This is a genomic window from Dokdonella sp., assembly GCF_035703485.1.
In the GTDB taxonomy this organism is placed as follows: domain Bacteria; phylum Pseudomonadota; class Gammaproteobacteria; order Xanthomonadales; family Rhodanobacteraceae; genus Dokdonella.
Window position 1 is genome coordinate 1 of sequence record NZ_DASSYD010000138.1, and the last position, 17,591, is coordinate 17,591.

Here is a 17,591-nt window from a genome sequence, read left to right on the forward strand (position 1 = left end):
TTGACCGTGACCTTGTAAGTTGCGCCCGGCACCACCCGGATGTCCTGTGCCAGGAAGTCTTCCAGCGCAGGCGTGCCATCCACTACTTCCGACGTCACATTGTTGATGTTGGCGAAGTTGACCAGGGTGATCGGCTCCACGGCACTGGTGAACGCGCGTGGGCAATACGGCGCCGGGAACGTGGCTGCGGTCACGGTCAGTGCATCGCTGCCCGCCGCCGTGCTGTTGCCAAGGTCGGTTTGCAGCGCGCCGGCGGCGATCGTGTTGGTATAGGTCCCCGGGCTGACCGCGCGGACATCAACCGTGACCGTGCAGTCGCCGCTGGCCGGGATCTGCGCGCCACTGGCCAGGCTGACCAGACTGGTGCCGGCGGCGGCCGTCACCGTTCCGCTGGCACAGGTGCTGGCGGCATTCGGCGTCGGAGCAACCAGCAAGCCTGCCGGCAAGCTGTCGTCCAGAGCCGCGGTCAGATTGGCCGCCACTGCGTTGGTGTTGCCGAGCGTGATCGTCACCGTGGTCGCAGTGCCCGCGCTGACCGAGGTCGGCGCAAATGCGACGGCCGTGGTCGGGGCAATGAACACCGGAGCGGTGACGGTCAAGCTGGCGTTGGCTGCCGCAGCGTTGTTGCCGGTGTCGGTTTGCAGGGCACCCGCAGCGATCGAGTTGTTGTAGACATCGGCGGTTGCCGACGCCACATCAACCGAGACCGTGCAACTGCCTGCCGCCGGGATCTGCGCACCCGTGCCGAGGGTTACCGAGCCTGATCCGGCCACCGCTGTCAGCGTGCCGCTGGCGCAGGTGGTCGAGGCCGCGGGAGTTGCCGCAACCACGAGTCCGGCCGGGAAGGTGTCGGTCAGATCGACACTCAGTGTCGATACGGCCGGGCCGGCATTGTTCAAGGTGATCGTCAGCGTGCTGGTCGCATTGGTTTCCACACTGCTCGGCGCAAATGCCTTGCTCACGGTGGGAGCCTGCGAACCGCCGGTGGGAACCGTGAATGTCAGCGGCACCGCTACCGTGGCCAGGTTGGTGGCGTTGCTGCCAATGCACAGGGTTGCGGTATAGGTGCCTGCTGCCAGACCTGCCGCATCGAAGCCGACAGGGATGGCCTGCGAGCCGCCGAATCCAAGTGAACCGGAGGTCGTGGTCAGATTGACCCAGCTTGGCAGGCTGCAATCGACCGTGCCCTGGACAAAGGCGGACATGGCGGTCACGCCGGCGAACGGGTAGAACTGGGTATTGTCGAAGTACGGCGCGTAGACCAATGGCACGTTGCCAATCGTCGGATCCGGACTGGTTCTCCACGCCCAGAGCAGGCTGGCACTGCTGGCGGTGATGGTCGGATAGACCGTCATCCAGTGGCGTCCTGCGGGCAGATCAAGTGGCGGCACGCCAGCGGCTGCGAGATTGAGCTGCAGGTTTCCGCCGGTCGTGGTAATGCCGTTGGCTGCGCCGATGGTGTTCGTGTACGTCCACAACGGTGCACTGCCAAAGCCTTCCGGGGCACCGGCTGGTTCGCCGGCATTGTCGGCATAGACACTGAAGGTCACCGAGGGCGTATTCGCCGCCGTCAATGAGCTTCCGCCTGGCAGCGTGAATCCGTTTGCCCGCAGCGTGGTGACATGGGTGGCACCCCGGGTATCGAAGTTCTGCGAGATGTAGTCACCTTCACTGTCGGCAATGTAGTACCCGCCCAGTTGGCCGCTACCCGACGTCGTCGTGTTCAACGGCGTGACCTGCGCGGTTCCGGTCGTCGTGACCGACCAGTTCAGGGTCGGGTTGCCGGTGTTGCTGATGGTCAGGTCGTTGCTGACCGTGGTATCCGAACTGTCGGAAATCGATGCCGGCGTGACGTCGATGATCGGACCCGCTGGATTGAGTGCGATCGGCAGATGCAGGGTCGGCTCGTCACCGGCGCTGGGGGTCAGGATCAGTTCGCCGAGACTCCACTGCGATGAGGGCAGCATTGCACCATGAGCGGTGACCGTGATCGTGCGTGAACCCGTCGAGTTGATATTGAACGAAGCCGGCGAGAAATCGACCGCACCTGCCGGGAAACCGACAACGGACAGGGTGTAGGTCTGGCTGCCACTACGTGCGCGACGGAAGGTGCGCGTGAAGACGGCATCGCCAACAAAGTTCGCCTTGGCCATGCTGGCCAGGTTCAGGCTCGCGATGTCACCACCGGTTGCCGGGTTGGCGGCGAGGAAGTTGGCCGCAGTCTCGTCCATGATCAAACCGACTTTGGAAGCCGCAGTCAGATTGACACGACCCGAGCCGTAGTCCCAAAGGCGCACGGGTGAACCATCCTGATTGACCGCGCCAAAGTTGTTCGAGCTCAGATTCAGAGCCGATTTGACCTGAGTGGCCGACCATGTCGGATTCAGTGCCCGCATCAACGCAGCAGCGCCCGCCATGTGCGGACTCGACATCGAGGTGCCGTTGCTGAGATAGACGCCATTCGGGCCGACGACATTGGCTGCGCCAACGGCGAGGATGTCGACGCCGGGACCGGTGATGTCAGGCTTGACCATGCCCTGGCCACCGACCAGACGCGGGCCGCGGAAACTGAAGTCGGCGATGACGTCACCTTGAGCCGGGAACGCCCGGGCCGAGATATCGATGGACACTCTCGCCGTGGCAGGATTCGAGCCGGCTTCGAGGTTGAGCCAGTCACTCATCAGCATCGACCACGAGGTATTCGCCGCACCGAGGTTGAGATAGGCCGAATCGACAAAGATGACGCCAATGGCACCTGCGTTGAGGGCCGCCGTGCGACGTCCGCCACTGCCGCAGGCGCTGGAGGTGCCATCGAGATGAAGGACGGCCACGGCACCTTCGGAAATCGGCGGTGGCGGCAGATCATCAAAGCCATCGGCGAAAATGCGATCGGTGGGTGAACCGCCGCGGGTAAAGGTACCCGGCGGGTAAGCCGAACAGCCATCGGTCGAGCCGTTGGCAAAGTTCGGACTCTTGATCAATGGAACGTCAACGAGATTCTCGGTTGGCAGTGGCGCGCCACCGGGACGCAACGGGATATCCTGGGTGTTTGCCGGTGGGCTGGCTTCGCTGGTCAGATCGAGGCTGACCGCGATGATGCGATCCTCGGTCGAAGCCGCTACGGTTTGTACCCACGGCTCCATGTGGTTGACCTGGCCTTGCGGGTTGGGAACCGATGCGCTGGTATTGCCTGCCGATGCGGCAACAAAGGTGCCTGCGGCTACAGCATTGCGGAATGCGGTCGATGTGGCGTCGGTCCATGGCGCTTGCCGCCGCTGATCGAGTAGTTGATGACGTCGACGCCATCGATGATCGCCTGATTGGCGGACTGTGAGGTTGCCGTGCTCGGGCAGCTCGACGGACACGCCAGATAGGCAATCACGTTGGCGTGCGGAGCGACGCCGGAGATGGTGAACGAGCCGCTGGAAAAAGTGGCGTTCCAGTGGTTGCCAGCCACGGTGCTCGCGGTATGCGAGCCATGACCTTGTGTATCGGTGCCGGTCGTACCCGGTGCGGCAAAGTTGTAGATGCCGATCAGCTTGTCGTTGCAGCGACCTTCATCGACGCCGCCGGGCGCGCATTGGCCAAGATAAGTGCCGTTGCCTTTCGGGTTCTGATGGACGTAGCCATCAATGGGTCCGACCGCCGCGAAAGCCGGGCTTTCCCAGTTGATGCCGGTGTCGATATCGCCGATCAGGATGCCTTCGCCTTCGGTGGCAACGCCGCTGGCGGTCGTGCCTTCCCAGATCGAGGTGGCGCCAATAAAGGCCGGGCCGCGATCAGTGGATAGTTCCAGCTGATGCTCGCGCTCGATAAACAAGACGTCCGCACGCTTCATGATTTCAGAAGCTTCCGCATTGCTGAGGCGGACGATGACCGCGTTCAACGCGTGCTGCATGCGTGCCATGACATCGAGCGGGCGACGCAGATTGGTGCTGAGCTCATCGATAAACGCTTCCTGCCTCGTTTCGAGATAGCTCACATAAGCGCGCGCGGAGGCCGAGTTCACGTCGATCTTGGCGCTGGGCATGCCGTTGCGGATGAGGTGATCCGGCGCGCGCAAGCCTGCAATTTCGCCGCCATAGGTGGCCAGCGGTTCTTCCTTGAAAACGACGGTGTAGTAAGCGGAGCCTTCAGCAGGCGAGGCCAGCAACGTATTTGCCGAAGCCAGCTTCGGCAGTGTCGTCGCCAGATCGATGATCGGGTTGTAGGGTGTAGCGGAAGCCGATGAGGTAAGACCCGTCATCAGAGTGATGGCGAGCGCACTGGCCAAAGGCGTTGCGCGCCTTCGGGCGCGCTGCAGTGCTTTGGGTGTCCAATTCATACAAATCCCCTAAATATAGACCTATACTTTAGCTGCGGAAAGATCCGCCACGGATGCGGCGGATCGGAATGGAAAGCGATGAGACCCCGTTTGCGAATGTCTTCCGAATTGCGCGACGGCAGACAATCAAGGCGGATAGTCGCCTTTAGTCTGGCGTTTCGCAATAGGCTTTCCCGCCGAAACGCAAATAGATTTCTGAACGGCCGGGACGCCCGCAGATTTTGCCCGGATCGTGCCATCCGCTGCGGGCGGACAAGCCAGTCGTTCGAGCCGCCTCTGCGCCAACTGGAATGCGCCAACCCCGCAAAGAACGGGGTTTGACGCGGAACCGAGAATCAATCGAAACCGTTGGCAAAGATCAGATCGGGTCCGTTGATAGTGAAATCACCAGGGCTGATGGCAAAGAAGATGTTGTCGGAACAACGCACACGGACACGCGCACTGCTCGATTGCATGTTCGGCACGCTGACCAGCGCAATGCCGGTATTCGGGATGCCCAGGGCGAGCGTGGCCGAACTGTTGGCGAAACCGCCGCCGCTGTAGACATCAATGTCGACTGCCGCGCAGGAAACCGGGGATGCTGCCGTATTGGCCACATCCCAGGTCACCAACTCGGTGGCGCTGATCAAGGGATCCCAGGTCGCACCCGCTGCCGGTTCGGTAACCGCGAACGGACCCGATGCGGAATCGACTTGCAGGGTCAATGCACCGGATTCAGTCGTGCCGCCACCCGCCACGTTGTCGAAAACGCTGAAGCGGAAGTTCAGCGCACGCGTGGTTGTCGGCAGGATTTCACCGGTCATCGTCGCGCCACTGAGCAGGTTGTCGAAGTTCGGAACGGTGCGAATCGGCGTGCTGGTCGGATTCAGCGAGCGGATGATCGGGCCATTGCCTGGATCGACATTGATATCGACGGTGACCGGGCCGAGATCGTATTGCTCCCAGCCATAGGTCAGCATCGCCCCGGGTACCTCGCTTGATGCGTTGCCACTGAGGGCGAACGGGGTGTTGGCCGGAATCGTGTGATTCGATAGCGTGGCGATGACCGGCGATGCATGGTTGACTTCTTCGGCCGCGCAACTGCCGCCGGATCCATTGACGAAGTTGCCAATCTCCAGATGACTGCGCGCGTGGAAGTAGGGGTCGGAATGCGATTGAAGGTTGGGCGGACAAATCCCGGCGTAGGCCATGATGGTTGAACCGCTGCCCGGTTCGTACGCGGAGGAGCCCGAACGATTGCCGCCGCAGCTGTTGTTGAAGGTATGGTTGCCGCCGAACTGGTGGCCCATTTCGTGGGCAACATAGTCGATATAGAAGATATCGCTTTGCAGCGACTCGGGGTTGCTCAATCCGGTTGTTCCGCGCGCCTTGCTGCTGCCACAGACCACGCCAAGGCCGGCGACGCCACCGCTGCCGGTGGTGAAAACATGGCCGATATCGTAGTTCGCGCTACCGATCACATTGTTGAGATTGCTTGTGTTCTGGTTGAGGGCCCCTGATCCGTTTGAGTAGGGGTCGGTCGATGCGTCCGGATAGATGATCAGGTCGTTGTTCGGAATCAGGCTCATGTGGATCGAAAATTCGTTCTCATAGACCTCATTGACCCGATTCATCGCAATCGTGACTGCGGCCAGACCCAATTCGACCGTGGGCGTGTTGGTGCCAGAGATGGCCGCCACGTAGTTGTGGTTGGCGGCAACCGCGGCACGATAGCCACGCCGGGTTGTGCCAGTGGTCACGCGAACCGACTGCGTGCCGAGCACGTCGGGCTGACCGATTGCGTCGGTGCCGCAGAAAAAGTCGGGTCCGGCCGCGAAGGCGCTGCGCCTGAAGCTCAGATAGTCGCGACCCTGGCCGTATTTGAACGGACGCACAAGCCATGTGTCTTCGCGATCGAACACCATCGCATTGAGGCCCAGTGGGGAAATATCGATGCGTGCATGGCGGCCCTTTTCATCGACTCCGAGAAAGCTGTGGATGTGCGGATACTTCGTCTGGAGTTCGGCTGGCAAAACGCCCGAATCAGAAAGCATGAATTCGACAAAGCCGCCGTCCGGTTTCGGCAGCGACAAGGTCCGGCCAATGCCGCCACCCTGGCGAGCAAGGCTGGACTGCAGCGAGGCAATGTCGAGATCGAGACTGCGGTAGCTGTCAGGTGTGTCGGTCGTGGTTGGCAGGCTCTTAGCGGGACTATCGCGCCAGTCGGATGATGCGAGGTCGGCGGCGACAGCATTTATCGAGAGCAGGAAGAGTGTCGAAACGACGCCGCGAAGCGCCGCTGAAGCACAAGTTCTGTTGATCATGGAAAGCTTCCCCGAAGCGAATGAAGTGGCGCCGCATCACGCTGCATCGGGCGCGCTAACCTCGTATGGTCGCACGCGTGGGAAACCCTTGAAAGCGACAACTGGTCAGCGAGTTTTCGGCCCTCCGGTGGATTGTGCATCCGCATCGCGGGGGAGGTGGGGGCGGAAGCGGCGCACCTCCGAACGCTGAATTCCAGGCAATCCCACCGCCATCGAACCTGGCGGCGGGATTGTCAGTCAAGCGTTCAACGGTAGCGATGGCGGTGCGGCGGATCAGCGACAAAGCTGTTCGGAAACGGGTTCGGTTGACGACTGGCAATCGGGCGGCGCGGAATGATGCCGCGCGCGGCGAGGTTGCGGTAGCTGTCGTACCAGATCGCCAGAGTCTCGGCTGGCTGGATGCTGGCGCGCTCGAAGCGCGTCGTGCCGACCTGTGAGTATTCGCGATCACCATGTCCGGTACCGAGGCGCTCGCGCTTGGCCATGCTGCGCGGCGATGCGGCATCGGCTCTGGCCTCGTTCGCGGAGGATTTCTCGGCCTCGGCAAAGGATTCGCCGGCCGCTTGGTCGCGCGAGTCTGAATCCTTCGCCCACGGGCGGGATGATGGTGCTGGTGGCGGAGCACGCTGGATCCTCTGTCGGGCGATCCAGCGATCGTTGCGCTCAGTGAACACGGCAACGCCAATCACACCGACATTGGCCGGCCGACCAGTCAGCGCCGCATAGCTGTTTGGCAGCGAGGTGAAATTGAACTGGGCGATCTCGTTGAGGCTCTTGCGCCAGCCATTGATTTCGGTCGACTCCCAGGCATCAAGCACATAGCCGCTCTGGTTGGTGCCGGCGGTTTCGCCGCTGACCGCATTGACGCCATCGACTGAAAGCACGGCGAGCACGCGGCCGCCAGTCCGGTTGCTCAGGCGCACGGCGTAACGGTGACCCGGAGCGCCGGGTACATAGAGCTTTCCATCCCGGACATAGGTTTGCAGTGTGTTGCCGGTGTCGCGATCGACCACGGAAAGATCGAGCAGGTTGCCCGCATAGGCGGGTGCGGCGAGGAGCAGGGCGAACAGGGCGGAACAGATCAAGGTACGCATGGTGCACCTCCGGGTGCGGGTTGGTGAAGGGTTCAACGCGCCCGGCCGCGCTCCGGGGTTTGCCGGGACTGCGGTATTTCGCTTTCGTTTATCCAACGATGCCAATCCATTGCGGACCGACAATTGCCGGGGATTCGTTAGACTTGGGTGTAGCAGCCTGTCGGACTTGACTCGGCTGGACTGCGAATCCGTCTGAACGGCCCATATTTCCGCCGATTTTTGACCCATAGCGCCACCATGGGCCTGCAATTCGTCGAAAATCTGGCCTCGCCCAGCCAAATTCTCGCCTCAACCGGCAAAGTCCGACAGGCAGCTAGCCAACGATGATCTGCCCATGATTTCGAAATTCCGCACCCTGACCGGCATCACCACAACCGGCACGCCGCACCTCGGCAACTACGTCGGCGCAATCCGTCCGGCGATCGAGGCCAGCCATCGCGACGATGTCGAATCGTTCTACTTCCTCGCCGACTACCACGCCCTGATCAAGTGCGAGGATCCGGCGCGGATCGCACAATCACGACTCGAGATCGCCGCGACCTGGCTGGCCCTTGGTCTCGATACCGAGCGTGCGTTTTTCTATCGGCAGTCCGATATCACCGAGATTCCCGAATTGACCTGGTTGCTGACCTGCGTCACCGCAAAAGGCTTGCTCAATCGCTCGCACGCGTACAAGGCGGCGGTTGATCGCAATATCGCCGACAGCGAGGACGGCGACGCCGGCATCACCGCGGGCTTGTTCATGTATCCGGTGCTGATGGCCGCCGATATCCTGATCTTCAATGCGCATCGCGTACCGGTTGGCCGCGACCAGATCCAGCATATCGAGATGGCCCGCGATATCGGCCAGCGCTTCAATCATTTGTACGGCAATGCCTACCGCGCGGTCGCCCGGACAGACGCGGACCCGTTCGTCTTGCCGGAGGCAGTCATCGACGAAAACGTCGCAACCTTGCCCGGCCTCGATGGCCGCAAGATGTCCAAGAGCTACAACAACACGATTCCGCTATGGCTGCCGACGAAGGATCTGAACAAGGCCATCCTTGGCATCGTCACCGACTCGCGTGCGCCCGGTGAACCCAAAGACACCGAGGGCTCGAATATCTTTGCCATCTATCAGGCTTTCGCGAGCCCCGACGAGACGGCGGCGATGCGCCAGGCGTTTGCAGAAGGCATCGCCTGGGGCGAAGCCAAGCAGAAGCTGTTCGAGCGTATCGATGCCGAACTCGCCGCGCCGCGCGAAAAATACAATGCACTGATGAACAAGCCCGACGAGATCGAAGAGCGTTTGCTCACGGGTGCGAAGAAGGCGCGTGAGCGCAGTGCGCCGTTGCTTGCCGCTTTGCGCGAGACAATCGGCTTGTCATCACCTGCGGCACCGGGATCACGACCGCCATCCAGCACCGAGACGGTTGCAGACAGCGTCGCCGCCCCCCAGTGGAAGCGTTACCGCGAGAAGGATGGCCTGTTCTACTTCAAGCTGGTCGATGGCGACGGTGCCTTGCTGCTGCAAAGCCAAGGCTTGCAGCGTCCCGACGAAGTCGGTCTGGTTATCGCCGAACTGATGGTCATGGGCGGGCATTTTCCGCATGTCAGTCGTGCAACGCTGGCGATGGACGGACGCGTCGAAGTCGTTGGCGAAATCGATGGCGTGCGCCGGGCATTGGCGACGCTTGCCGAGGTCGAGAAGCAAAAGCGCGCCGCCAAAGCCGCCCATGACTGACCCGCACATCCGGAAAACTGTGGCTGGCTTCACACTCGACCTGTGAGTGAGTACACGTCCGTAGTCGACAACGCTGCGCTACGGTGTGCTGGTGTCGAGTCGGAAGAGGCATTCGAATCGTCGCGTCCCCTGGCCATGACAAGCGCAATATGAACAAACTGATTGATCATCGAATTTCGCGCCTTGTGCGGGTCTTCGTTTGCGTCCTGCTTGGATGCACAGCAGCATCCGTATCAGCGACGACGACGATGAAACTGCCGGATTGGGTTTGCGCCCATCCCGATGCGATTTTCATCGACGGCTTTCAACCGGCCGCCGGCATCACGCGGTTGCCATCCAACGGCAGTGGCGGCGCGACCGGCAGCATTTCACGCACGGTCAGCGTGCCGGGTTATGGCAGCCATGTGATCTATCTGCGCGTTCCGCCTTCGTATTCTTCCAGCCATCCGGTGCCGCTGGTGTTGGCCCTGCACGGTCAGGCCGGCAGTCCCGCGGCAGCAAACACGGCCGCGCAGGCGGTGCGCAACGCCTGGGCGCCCATCGCCGATGCCAATGGCTTCATCGTCGTTGCGCCGGTGGCGACCGGCGGCTCCGGTGGCTGGATTGCACCGCCACCGAATCCGAGCGACTACAGCATTTTTGCCGCCGCCATCGCGGATGCGGAATTGGCCTACAACATCGACACTTCGCGTCGGATCGGCTGGGGATTTTCCGCCGGCGGCCACGTCATGCACGACATCATGCTCAATGACTTCGGTGCGCCAGTATCAATCGATACCTTTGCCGCCTATTCGGTCAGCGCCGGAATATTGCAGGCCCTGGCCTGCAACGGACTGAATGCATCCCAGTGCAATGCACTCGTTGCCGGCGCTTCACGGCATATCCCACTGGATATCCATATCGGTAGTTCCGATCCGTTACTGCCATACGCGACCGGTGATCGCAATTTCTTCCAGGCCAACGGCTGGACGCTGTCCAGTGATCTCTGGTTCACGACCTTCAGTGGCGGACACACGTATGCAACCGCGCAGTTGAGTGAAATTTGGTCGAATCTGTGTCCGTTCCAGGCGCTGCCCTGAGCGACACGATCAGGCGGCGAGCGGGCGCAGGTCGGCGAGTTGATCGAAATAGTCGCGGGTCAAACGCAGCTGGGTTTGTGCGCAATCGGTACCGTTGACGACGCTGCGGAAGGCCGCGTTCTCGGGACGATCCTTGGCGTACCAGCCGAGATGCTTGCGCGCAATGCGCACACCGGGCAGCTCGCCATAAAAAGCGTAAAGGTCCTCAAGATGTCCGACGAGAATGTCGCGCACTTCAATCGGTGAGGGCGCTTCGAGCATCTCGCCAGTGGCGAGGAAGTGGGCGATCTCGCGGAGGATCCATGGTCGGCCTTGAGCCGCACGTCCGATCATCACTGCATCGGCGCCGGTGATCTTGAGCACCTGCGCGGCTTTCTGCGGCGAATCAATGTCGCCATTCGCCATCAGCGGAATACGGATTGCATCGCGAATCGCGGCGATGGTTTCGTACTCGGCCTCGCCTTGATAGAGATCAGCGCGTGTGCGCCCATGCACGGCGAGGGCAGCGATACCGGCGTCTTCGGCAATCCTTGCGATACGCACACCATTGCGATTGTCGCGATTCCAGCCGGTGCGAATTTTCAGGGTGACCGGGATTTCGACCGCCTTGACCACCGCTGCGACAATTCGCCCTACCAGCATCTCATCCTGCAGCAGGGCAGATCCGGAATATACATTGCATACTTTTTTGGCCGGGCAGCCCATATTGATATCGATCAACTGGGCGCCGAGATCGACGTTGTAGCGTGCCGCATCGGCGAGCATCTGAGGATCGTAGCCGGCAATCTGTACGCTGATCGGGTCGGGCTCGCCGCTGTGATCGGCACGCCGCTGCGATTTCGCCGTATGCCAGAGGCGCGGATCTGCCGTGGTCATCTCGGACACGGCCAAGCCTGCGCCCAGTCGTTTGCACAACTGGCGGAATGGCTTGTCGGTGACCCCGGCCATCGGTGCAAGCACGACAGGCGGGTCGATGTGAAAGGAACCGATACGCATGGCCGATTATTGTATCCCGAGGAGCGGATCAGGCTGAATAGCGGGCGCCCGTAAGCGGGGAATCGGCAACCGTGGCTGCTAAACTTGGCTCCTCGCCACCATTCGTCCCGATCGCTTGAAATCCTTTCGTCGCATCCAGCTGACATTGACGCCTCGACATCCCGGCCGATCGGCCCGCTGATCGCGATGCTCGATTTCCTGGTCAATGTGTTCACCCAGAACGGCTATGCGGCGGTTTTCATCGTATTGATGATCTGTGGCTTCGGCCTGCCGATACCTGAGGACATTACTCTCGTCGCCGGTGGGGTGATCGCCGGCCTCGGCTATGCCAATGTGCACGTGATGTGTGCGGTCGGCATCCTCGGCATCCTCGCCGGGGATGTGCTGATGTTTGTGCTCGGCCGAATCTACGGCGAACGCGCCCTTCGCCTGCGCTGGATCGCCTATCTGATGACGCCACGCCGCTATGCACTGGTCCAGGCAAAGTTCAGCCGCTATGGAAACCGCCTGATGTTCATCGCACGGTTCCTGCCCGGACTGCGCTCACCGATCTACCTGACCGCTGGCATGACCCGGCGTATCTCGTTTGTTCAATTCTTCCTGATGGATGCGTTTGCGGCACTGATCAGTGCACCGATCTGGGTCTATCTCGGTTACTACGGCGCGCAGAATCACGAGTGGTTATTGAAGTGGTTGGATCGCGGCAAGTTCATCGTGATGGCCCTGGTTGCCGTCATTCTGACCGGAGTTGTCTTCTATTTCTGGCGGCGAACCGCGCGAAAGCGCGAGTTGATGCATCTTCGCCAGAGTCGGCGCAAGCGCCGCACCTGACCCTCAGGTGGCCGGACCAAATCGGGCGATGACGTCCTCGTGTCGTGGAATGGCCAACGCTGCGCCGGATTTTTCCGTGCCCATCGCGGCAACCCGGCTGGCATGTCGAACCGCGTTGACGAAAGGTTGCTCTGGCTGGCGCGAAAGCATTGCAACCAGCGCCCCACTGAAAGAATCACCGGCGCCGGTGGTGTCGACGACCTGGACGCTTTCGGCGCCGACCCGATAGTGATCGCTGCGATCGCCACGAAGGCTGTCGCTGGCATGCGAGACAAAGCATCCAGCGGCACCAAGCGTGATGATGATCGTTGCGACGCCCAGTTTCCGGCACAGGCGATGCAGTTCCTCATCGGACGATGCGGCCACATCGCTGGCATCGATCGAGTGGCCACAGATGCGCGCCATCAATTGTCCGAACTCGGTTTCATTCGGCGTGATCACGTCACAAAGCGCCAGCAGTGGCGCATCGACATCGGCATGCATCGGTGCCGGATTGAGTACCCGCAACAAACCGTGTTCGGCGGCCAGCTCAAGCGCGCTGCGCACGGCATCGAGGTTGTTCTCCAACTGCACCAGCAGCAGTCGGGCACTGGCGAACCGGGCACTCTGATTGCGCAGGAATTCAGTCGACAAATGTTCGTTGGCAGCGAGGTTGACCATGATCTGGTTCGCGCCCTCGGTATTGACGATGATCCCCGCCGCTGCGGTCGGTACCTGATCGACAATCAGCCAGGCACAGGCCAGTTTTTCGCTTTGCGCAAAGCGTCGCGCCGACTTGGCCAGTGCATCATTGCCAAGCGCGCCGATAAACAATGCCTTGCCAAGCTGGCGGACACAGGCAATCGCCTGGTTGAAGCCCTTGCCGCCGGGTCCGGTACTGAAGCCCAGCGCGCGTCGGGTTTCGCCGGGTTGCGGAAACCGATCCGCTTGCCAGACGTGATCCTGGACATAGCTGCCAACGATGATGATTTCGGGCGAACGTTCGGCAATGTCTTGCATGAATACAAAATCCGCAGTGAGTCGGCCAATGGTAGCCCAGCCAATGATCGGGCAGGATCACCCCGGTTTCTTCGATTCGACATCGACCCACGCTTTCGACAGACTCGAAGTCCTGCATAGCATGGCGCATCTTTGAACGCGCCCCACCTGAATCCACGACGCCCTACCGAATGACTGTCACATCCACATTCGCCATCATTCTGGTATTGCTCGCTGTTGGCAGGCTGCTCGCATGGCGTCGACTGGTTGCCGAGAACGCTGCCGATTCGCTGAACCTCGTTGTGCTCAATGTCTGTTTGCCGGCGGCAATCCTGTTGTACGCGCCAAAACTGGTTTTCGAGCGTGAGCTTGTCGGTCTGGTCGCGATTCCCTGGTTGAACCTGCTCGCCAGCGCGGCGCTGGTTTCATTGCTGGCAAAAATCCTGCATTTTGATCGCGCCAGTGCGGCCAATTTGTTGTTGCAGGTTCCACTCGGCAATACATCGTTTATCGGCTATCCGCTGACCCAGGTGCTGGTCGGCTCCAGCGCACTCGGTTATGCCGTGATTTACGACCAATTTGGCTCGTTCATCATTCTCGTTACCTGGGGCCTGTTTGTCATCGCGTTCTACGGCGGCGGTGAGCGCCCGCGCTTGAAGACCATCGTGCGCCGAGTGGCCGGATTTCCTCCGTTCATTGCACTCGTATTGGCCTTGACTGTCATGCCGGCTGCCCCGGCCCCGGCCGTCGACCAGGGCTTGAACCTGATCGCCGGGGCGCTGCTGCCGCTGGTCGTGCTGGCCCTGGGCATGCAGTTGCGCCTTCGCCTTCCGCGTCGCCATCTGCTGCCGCTGGTCATCGGCCTGTTTGCCAAACTGGTCCTGATGCCCTTGCTTGCCTGGGCCGCTTGCCAAGCGTTTGGCCTGTCTGGTGATATCGAGCTGGTAGCGGTCTATCTGAGCGCGATGCCACCGATGATGACTTCAGGCGCCTTGCTGTCGATGGCTGGCCTGGCGCCGGAACTCTCGGCCGCATTGATCGGCTACGGCATCGTGGTGTCGATGATCACCTTGCCGCTCTGGCATTTCGTCATGACTGCATAAGGGCACCAGACAGGAGAATGGCAATGGCAATTTCCAGCAAGGAGCGCAATCGGGACGGGTTCATCGAGCGCGGTGCTGAAGTCACTCGCCTTGAGGCCTTCATCGATGCCGCATTTGCATTCGCCGTGACCCTGCTGGTCATTTCAGTCGATACGATTCCTGCCAGTCGCGAGGAGATGCTGATCGCCTTGAAGGGCGTGCCCGCGTTTGCCGTGAGTTTCGCGATGATTGCAGTGTTCTGGTACGGCCACGCCGCTTATACGCGACGCTACGGACTCGATGACTTGCCGTCGACCTTGCTCGGCCTGACACTGGTTTTCTTCGTGCTTGTCTTCGTCTATCCGCTCAAGGTCATGTTTGCAGCGTTCTTCGCGCGCATGAGCGATGGCTGGCTTCCGGCGCACTTCATGCTGGAATCACGCGAAGACTGGATCTTCGTGTTTCTCGGTTTCGGTGTTGTCTTTGCGACGATGGGAACGGTTCTTGCCCTGCTCACACGACACGCCTGGAATCTTCGCGATCAGCTCGGACTGGATATTGAAGAAAGAGTCGGAACACGATGTGTCGAGCTATCGTGGTGGTTGATTCCGATCGTCAGCCTGATTTCGATTGCTCTCACCGTGGTTGCGGCGAGTGCTCCCGAGATTCCCTGGTTGCTCGGTTTGCCGGGTCCGGTCTACATGTTGCTTGCGGCACAATATCCGTTGATCACCTGGTTTCGGCGTCGACTTCTGCGCAAGATTGACGCGCAAACGCTTGTTGCAGACTGAGCATTCATTCCGCTTGCCTCGCGCTTGCGTGGCGCAATCTTTCATTCCTGGAATCCACCGATGAAGCCATGGCAAAGTCTGATCGTCTTTATCGTGTTGGTGCTGGCGGCGTCGCTGCTCGGTGGCCTGTCGGTCCCTGACGCTTGGTATGCCGCCTTGGACAAACCCGCTTTCAATCCACCAGGATGGGTTTTCGGACCGGCCTGGGCCTTGCTCTATGCGCTGATGGCCTTCGCTGCCTGGCGTGTCTACCGTATCTCCGGATTCGATGTGGCGATTGCCCTGTGGCTTGCGCAATTGCTGGTCAATGCGCTCTGGTCGCCATTGTTCTTCGCCATGCATCGAATCGATCTCGCTCTGATCGATATTGTTCTGCTCGATCTTCTGGTTGTCGCCACGACCGTCGCATTCTTTCGCCGAGACCGGATCGCGGGCTGGCTGATGACGCCGTACCTGGCCTGGATTGCGTTCGCCACGGCGCTGAATGCGGCGATCTGGTCGCTCAATCAGGGCTGAACATTCGCCGAGGATTCCTCAGAGGCTCCACGCTTGGCACAGATCAGCCAGTTCTCGAACGGCAAGCGGCCACGTAGTGGCGTGAATGTCGCCGTGAGGCCGTGGTCGGCGAAGCGCTGTTCGAGCTCATGGCGACGCGGATATCGGTTGGGGCCGACATTCATCCAGCGTGCCCAGCGTGCAAATCGATCAACGCCACGGGTGAATCGCAGCCGCCAGCCGTCACGTTGCAAGCCGGTGCGCATGACCAGAACGGCTCCCGGCGACAGGCTCGCTATGGCGCTTTCAAGCAGGGCCGATTGGGCGTCTGGCGGAAGAAACTGGACGATATCGAGCAGGGCGACACTGCCACGATGGGCGGGAAATCCGCGGGCCAGATCGAGCGGCTCGAAGCAGACCGCAGCGAGTTCGGCGCGAGCCGCTGCCTCGCGCGCGGATACGATTTTTTTGCCGTCGATATCCACGCCACGATAGTCGGCGCTGAAACCTTGAGCGCGCAGCGCGTGGGCGAGCAGGCCAATGCCGCAGCCCAGATCGAGCAGTGGCTGCCTAGTAGTGGCGAGCACTTCACCGACGCCCGTGTACAGCGGGTCGGTGGCGAGCTTGATGCGCGCATACCAGTAATGCGGACGGCGCGGCAGAAATTGCCGGGCAATGGCGTGAATCGCGAGTTCCATCGGCCGAGCGTAACCGACCCGTTGTTAGACGAAGGTGAGCATCGGCCCACCTTCGTCCGTTTTCATCGGGTCAGACGGTGGTCGGATTCGGCTTCTCCGGATCGAGCTTCCACTGCTTGATGGCCCGCGCCACATCCTGCGGATTCATCTTGCCTTCGGCGGCCAGTGCAGCGATCGCAGCGTGGGCGATCCAGTAGCGATCGACTTCAAAGAATCCACGCAGCGCTTCGCGTGAATCGCTGCGTCCGAAGCCATCGGTGCCGAGCGAGATGAACTTGCGCCCATCGGGAATGAAGGCGCGGATCTGATCGGAATAGGCACGCACATAGTCGGTCGCCACGATCACCGGGCCGGCATGGCCTTCAAGACACTTCTCGACCCAGGATTGGCGTGGCTTCTTTTCCATCGGATGCAGGCGATTCCAGCGCTCGGTATCGAACCCATCGCGTCGCAATTCATTGAAGCTCGGGCACGACCAGATCGTGCTGGCCACGCCAAACTCCTCTTCGAGCAGTTCAGCCGCCGCCATCGCCTCACGCAGGATCGTGCCACTGCCGAGCAGTTGCACCTGCGGAATATTCTTGGCTTTGCTCTTGTTCTTGCCCTTCGACGAATCCCCACTCCCGGATCCCGATTCCCGCAACAAATACATGCCCTTGATGATCCCTTCTTCGGATCCCTTGGGCATGTCCGGATGCGTGTAGTTCTCGTTCATCAGGGTGACGTAGTAATAGCAATCCTCCTGTTCGGTCAGCATGCGACGCACGCCATCCTGGAGAATTACCGCGACCTCGAACGAGAAGGTCGGGTCGTAGCTGCGGCAGTTCGGAATCGCGCCGGCGAGCAGATGGGAATGGCCATCCTCATGCTGCAGGCCTTCGCCATTCAGTGTGGTGCGGCCGGACGTGCCGCCAAGCAGGAAGCCGCGCGCACGCATGTCGCCGGCTGCCCAGGCGAGATCGCCGATGCGCTGGAAGCCGAACATCGAGTAATAGATGTAGAACGGCAGCATCGGCACGTTGCTGTTCGAATAGCTGGTTGCCGCCGCGATCCACGAGGAGAACGCGCCGGGTTCGCTGATGCCTTGCTGCAGCACCTGGCCGGATTCGTCCTCGCGGTAGTACATGAGCTGATCGGCATCCATCGGCTTGTACTTCTGGCCGAACGGCGCGTAGATGCCGATCTGGCGGAACATGC

The 17,591-nt window shown here is 61.0% G+C and carries 12 protein-coding genes and 2 pseudogenes; 6 read left to right on the forward strand and 8 right to left on the reverse strand.

The window, feature by feature from the left end:
• The 4 genes and pseudogenes from VFN25_RS10725 to VFN25_RS10740 form a co-directional block, all read right to left on the reverse strand.
• A pseudogene (locus tag VFN25_RS10725) lies at nucleotides 1–2,417 on the reverse strand (hypothetical protein); the annotation flags it as partial.
• Nucleotides 2,394–4,324 (reverse strand): annotated as a pseudogene (locus VFN25_RS16785) (S8 family serine peptidase); the annotation flags it as partial. The pseudogenes VFN25_RS10725 and VFN25_RS16785, both read right to left, overlap by 24 nt.
• Nucleotides 4,325–4,659: 335 nt before the next feature.
• The gene (locus tag VFN25_RS10735) at nucleotides 4,660–6,627 is read right to left on the reverse strand and encodes a reprolysin-like metallopeptidase (protein WP_325141708.1); all 1,968 of its coding nucleotides are present in this window, start codon (nucleotides 6,625–6,627) and stop codon (nucleotides 4,660–4,662) included.
• Nucleotides 6,628–6,872: 245 nt separating this feature from the next.
• On the reverse strand, nucleotides 6,873–7,721 hold the full coding sequence (locus VFN25_RS10740; RefSeq protein WP_325141710.1) for a hypothetical protein: 849 nt from the start codon (nucleotides 7,719–7,721) through the stop codon (nucleotides 6,873–6,875).
• A 334-nt stretch (nucleotides 7,722–8,055) separates the two neighbouring features.
• Between VFN25_RS10740 and VFN25_RS10745 the strand changes: the two genes are divergently transcribed.
• Nucleotides 8,056–9,444 carry a tryptophan--tRNA ligase gene (locus tag VFN25_RS10745; protein WP_325141712.1) on the forward strand — a complete coding sequence of 463 codons (1,389 nt, stop codon included), beginning with the start codon at nucleotides 8,056–8,058 and terminating at the stop codon, nucleotides 9,442–9,444.
• 149 nt (nucleotides 9,445–9,593) lie between these two features.
• Nucleotides 9,594–10,523 carry a hypothetical protein gene (locus VFN25_RS10750; RefSeq protein WP_325141714.1) on the forward strand — a complete coding sequence of 310 codons (930 nt, stop codon included), beginning with the start codon at nucleotides 9,594–9,596 and terminating at the stop codon, nucleotides 10,521–10,523.
• Nucleotides 10,524–10,532: 9 nt separating this feature from the next.
• Here the strand turns inward: VFN25_RS10750 and dusB are convergent, their stop codons facing one another.
• Complete coding sequence (gene dusB / locus VFN25_RS10755; RefSeq protein WP_325141716.1) at nucleotides 10,533–11,519, reverse strand: tRNA dihydrouridine synthase DusB; 987 nt, start codon at nucleotides 11,517–11,519, stop codon at nucleotides 10,533–10,535.
• 186 nt (nucleotides 11,520–11,705) lie between these two features.
• On the opposite strand from dusB, the gene VFN25_RS10760 reads away from it, so the two are divergent.
• Nucleotides 11,706–12,350 (forward strand): DedA family protein, encoded by a 645-nt coding sequence (locus VFN25_RS10760; protein WP_325141718.1) that lies wholly within the window; start codon nucleotides 11,706–11,708, stop codon nucleotides 12,348–12,350.
• A 3-nt stretch (nucleotides 12,351–12,353) separates the two neighbouring features.
• Here the strand turns inward: VFN25_RS10760 and VFN25_RS10765 are convergent, their stop codons facing one another.
• Complete coding sequence (locus VFN25_RS10765) at nucleotides 12,354–13,349, reverse strand: ribokinase (protein WP_325141720.1); 996 nt, start codon at nucleotides 13,347–13,349, stop codon at nucleotides 12,354–12,356.
• Nucleotides 13,350–13,519: 170 nt separating this feature from the next.
• On the opposite strand from VFN25_RS10765, the gene VFN25_RS10770 reads away from it, so the two are divergent.
• Genes VFN25_RS10770 through VFN25_RS10780 form a run of 3 tightly spaced genes read left to right on the forward strand, consistent with a single transcriptional unit; the run spans nucleotide 13,520 to nucleotide 15,717 of the window.
• On the forward strand, nucleotides 13,520–14,431 hold the full coding sequence (locus VFN25_RS10770) for an AEC family transporter (protein WP_325141722.1): 912 nt from the start codon (nucleotides 13,520–13,522) through the stop codon (nucleotides 14,429–14,431).
• A 23-nt stretch (nucleotides 14,432–14,454) separates the two neighbouring features.
• Nucleotides 14,455–15,201, forward strand: coding sequence for a TMEM175 family protein (locus tag VFN25_RS10775; protein WP_325141725.1), 747 nt, complete (start codon nucleotides 14,455–14,457; stop codon nucleotides 15,199–15,201).
• A 60-nt stretch (nucleotides 15,202–15,261) separates the two neighbouring features.
• The gene (locus tag VFN25_RS10780; RefSeq protein ID WP_325141727.1) at nucleotides 15,262–15,717 is read left to right on the forward strand and encodes a TspO/MBR family protein; all 456 of its coding nucleotides are present in this window, start codon (nucleotides 15,262–15,264) and stop codon (nucleotides 15,715–15,717) included.
• On the opposite strand, the gene VFN25_RS10785 is transcribed toward VFN25_RS10780, so the two are convergent.
• Both VFN25_RS10785 and VFN25_RS10790 read right to left on the reverse strand, forming a co-directional pair.
• The gene (locus VFN25_RS10785) at nucleotides 15,708–16,394 is read right to left on the reverse strand and encodes a methyltransferase domain-containing protein (RefSeq protein ID WP_325141729.1); all 687 of its coding nucleotides are present in this window, start codon (nucleotides 16,392–16,394) and stop codon (nucleotides 15,708–15,710) included. The two genes, VFN25_RS10780 and VFN25_RS10785, sit on opposite strands and share 10 nt — an antisense overlap.
• 70 nt (nucleotides 16,395–16,464) lie before the next feature.
• Nucleotides 16,465–17,591: transketolase-like TK C-terminal-containing protein (locus VFN25_RS10790; RefSeq protein ID WP_414648936.1), on the reverse strand; the 1,127-nt coding region annotated here is incomplete at its 5' end.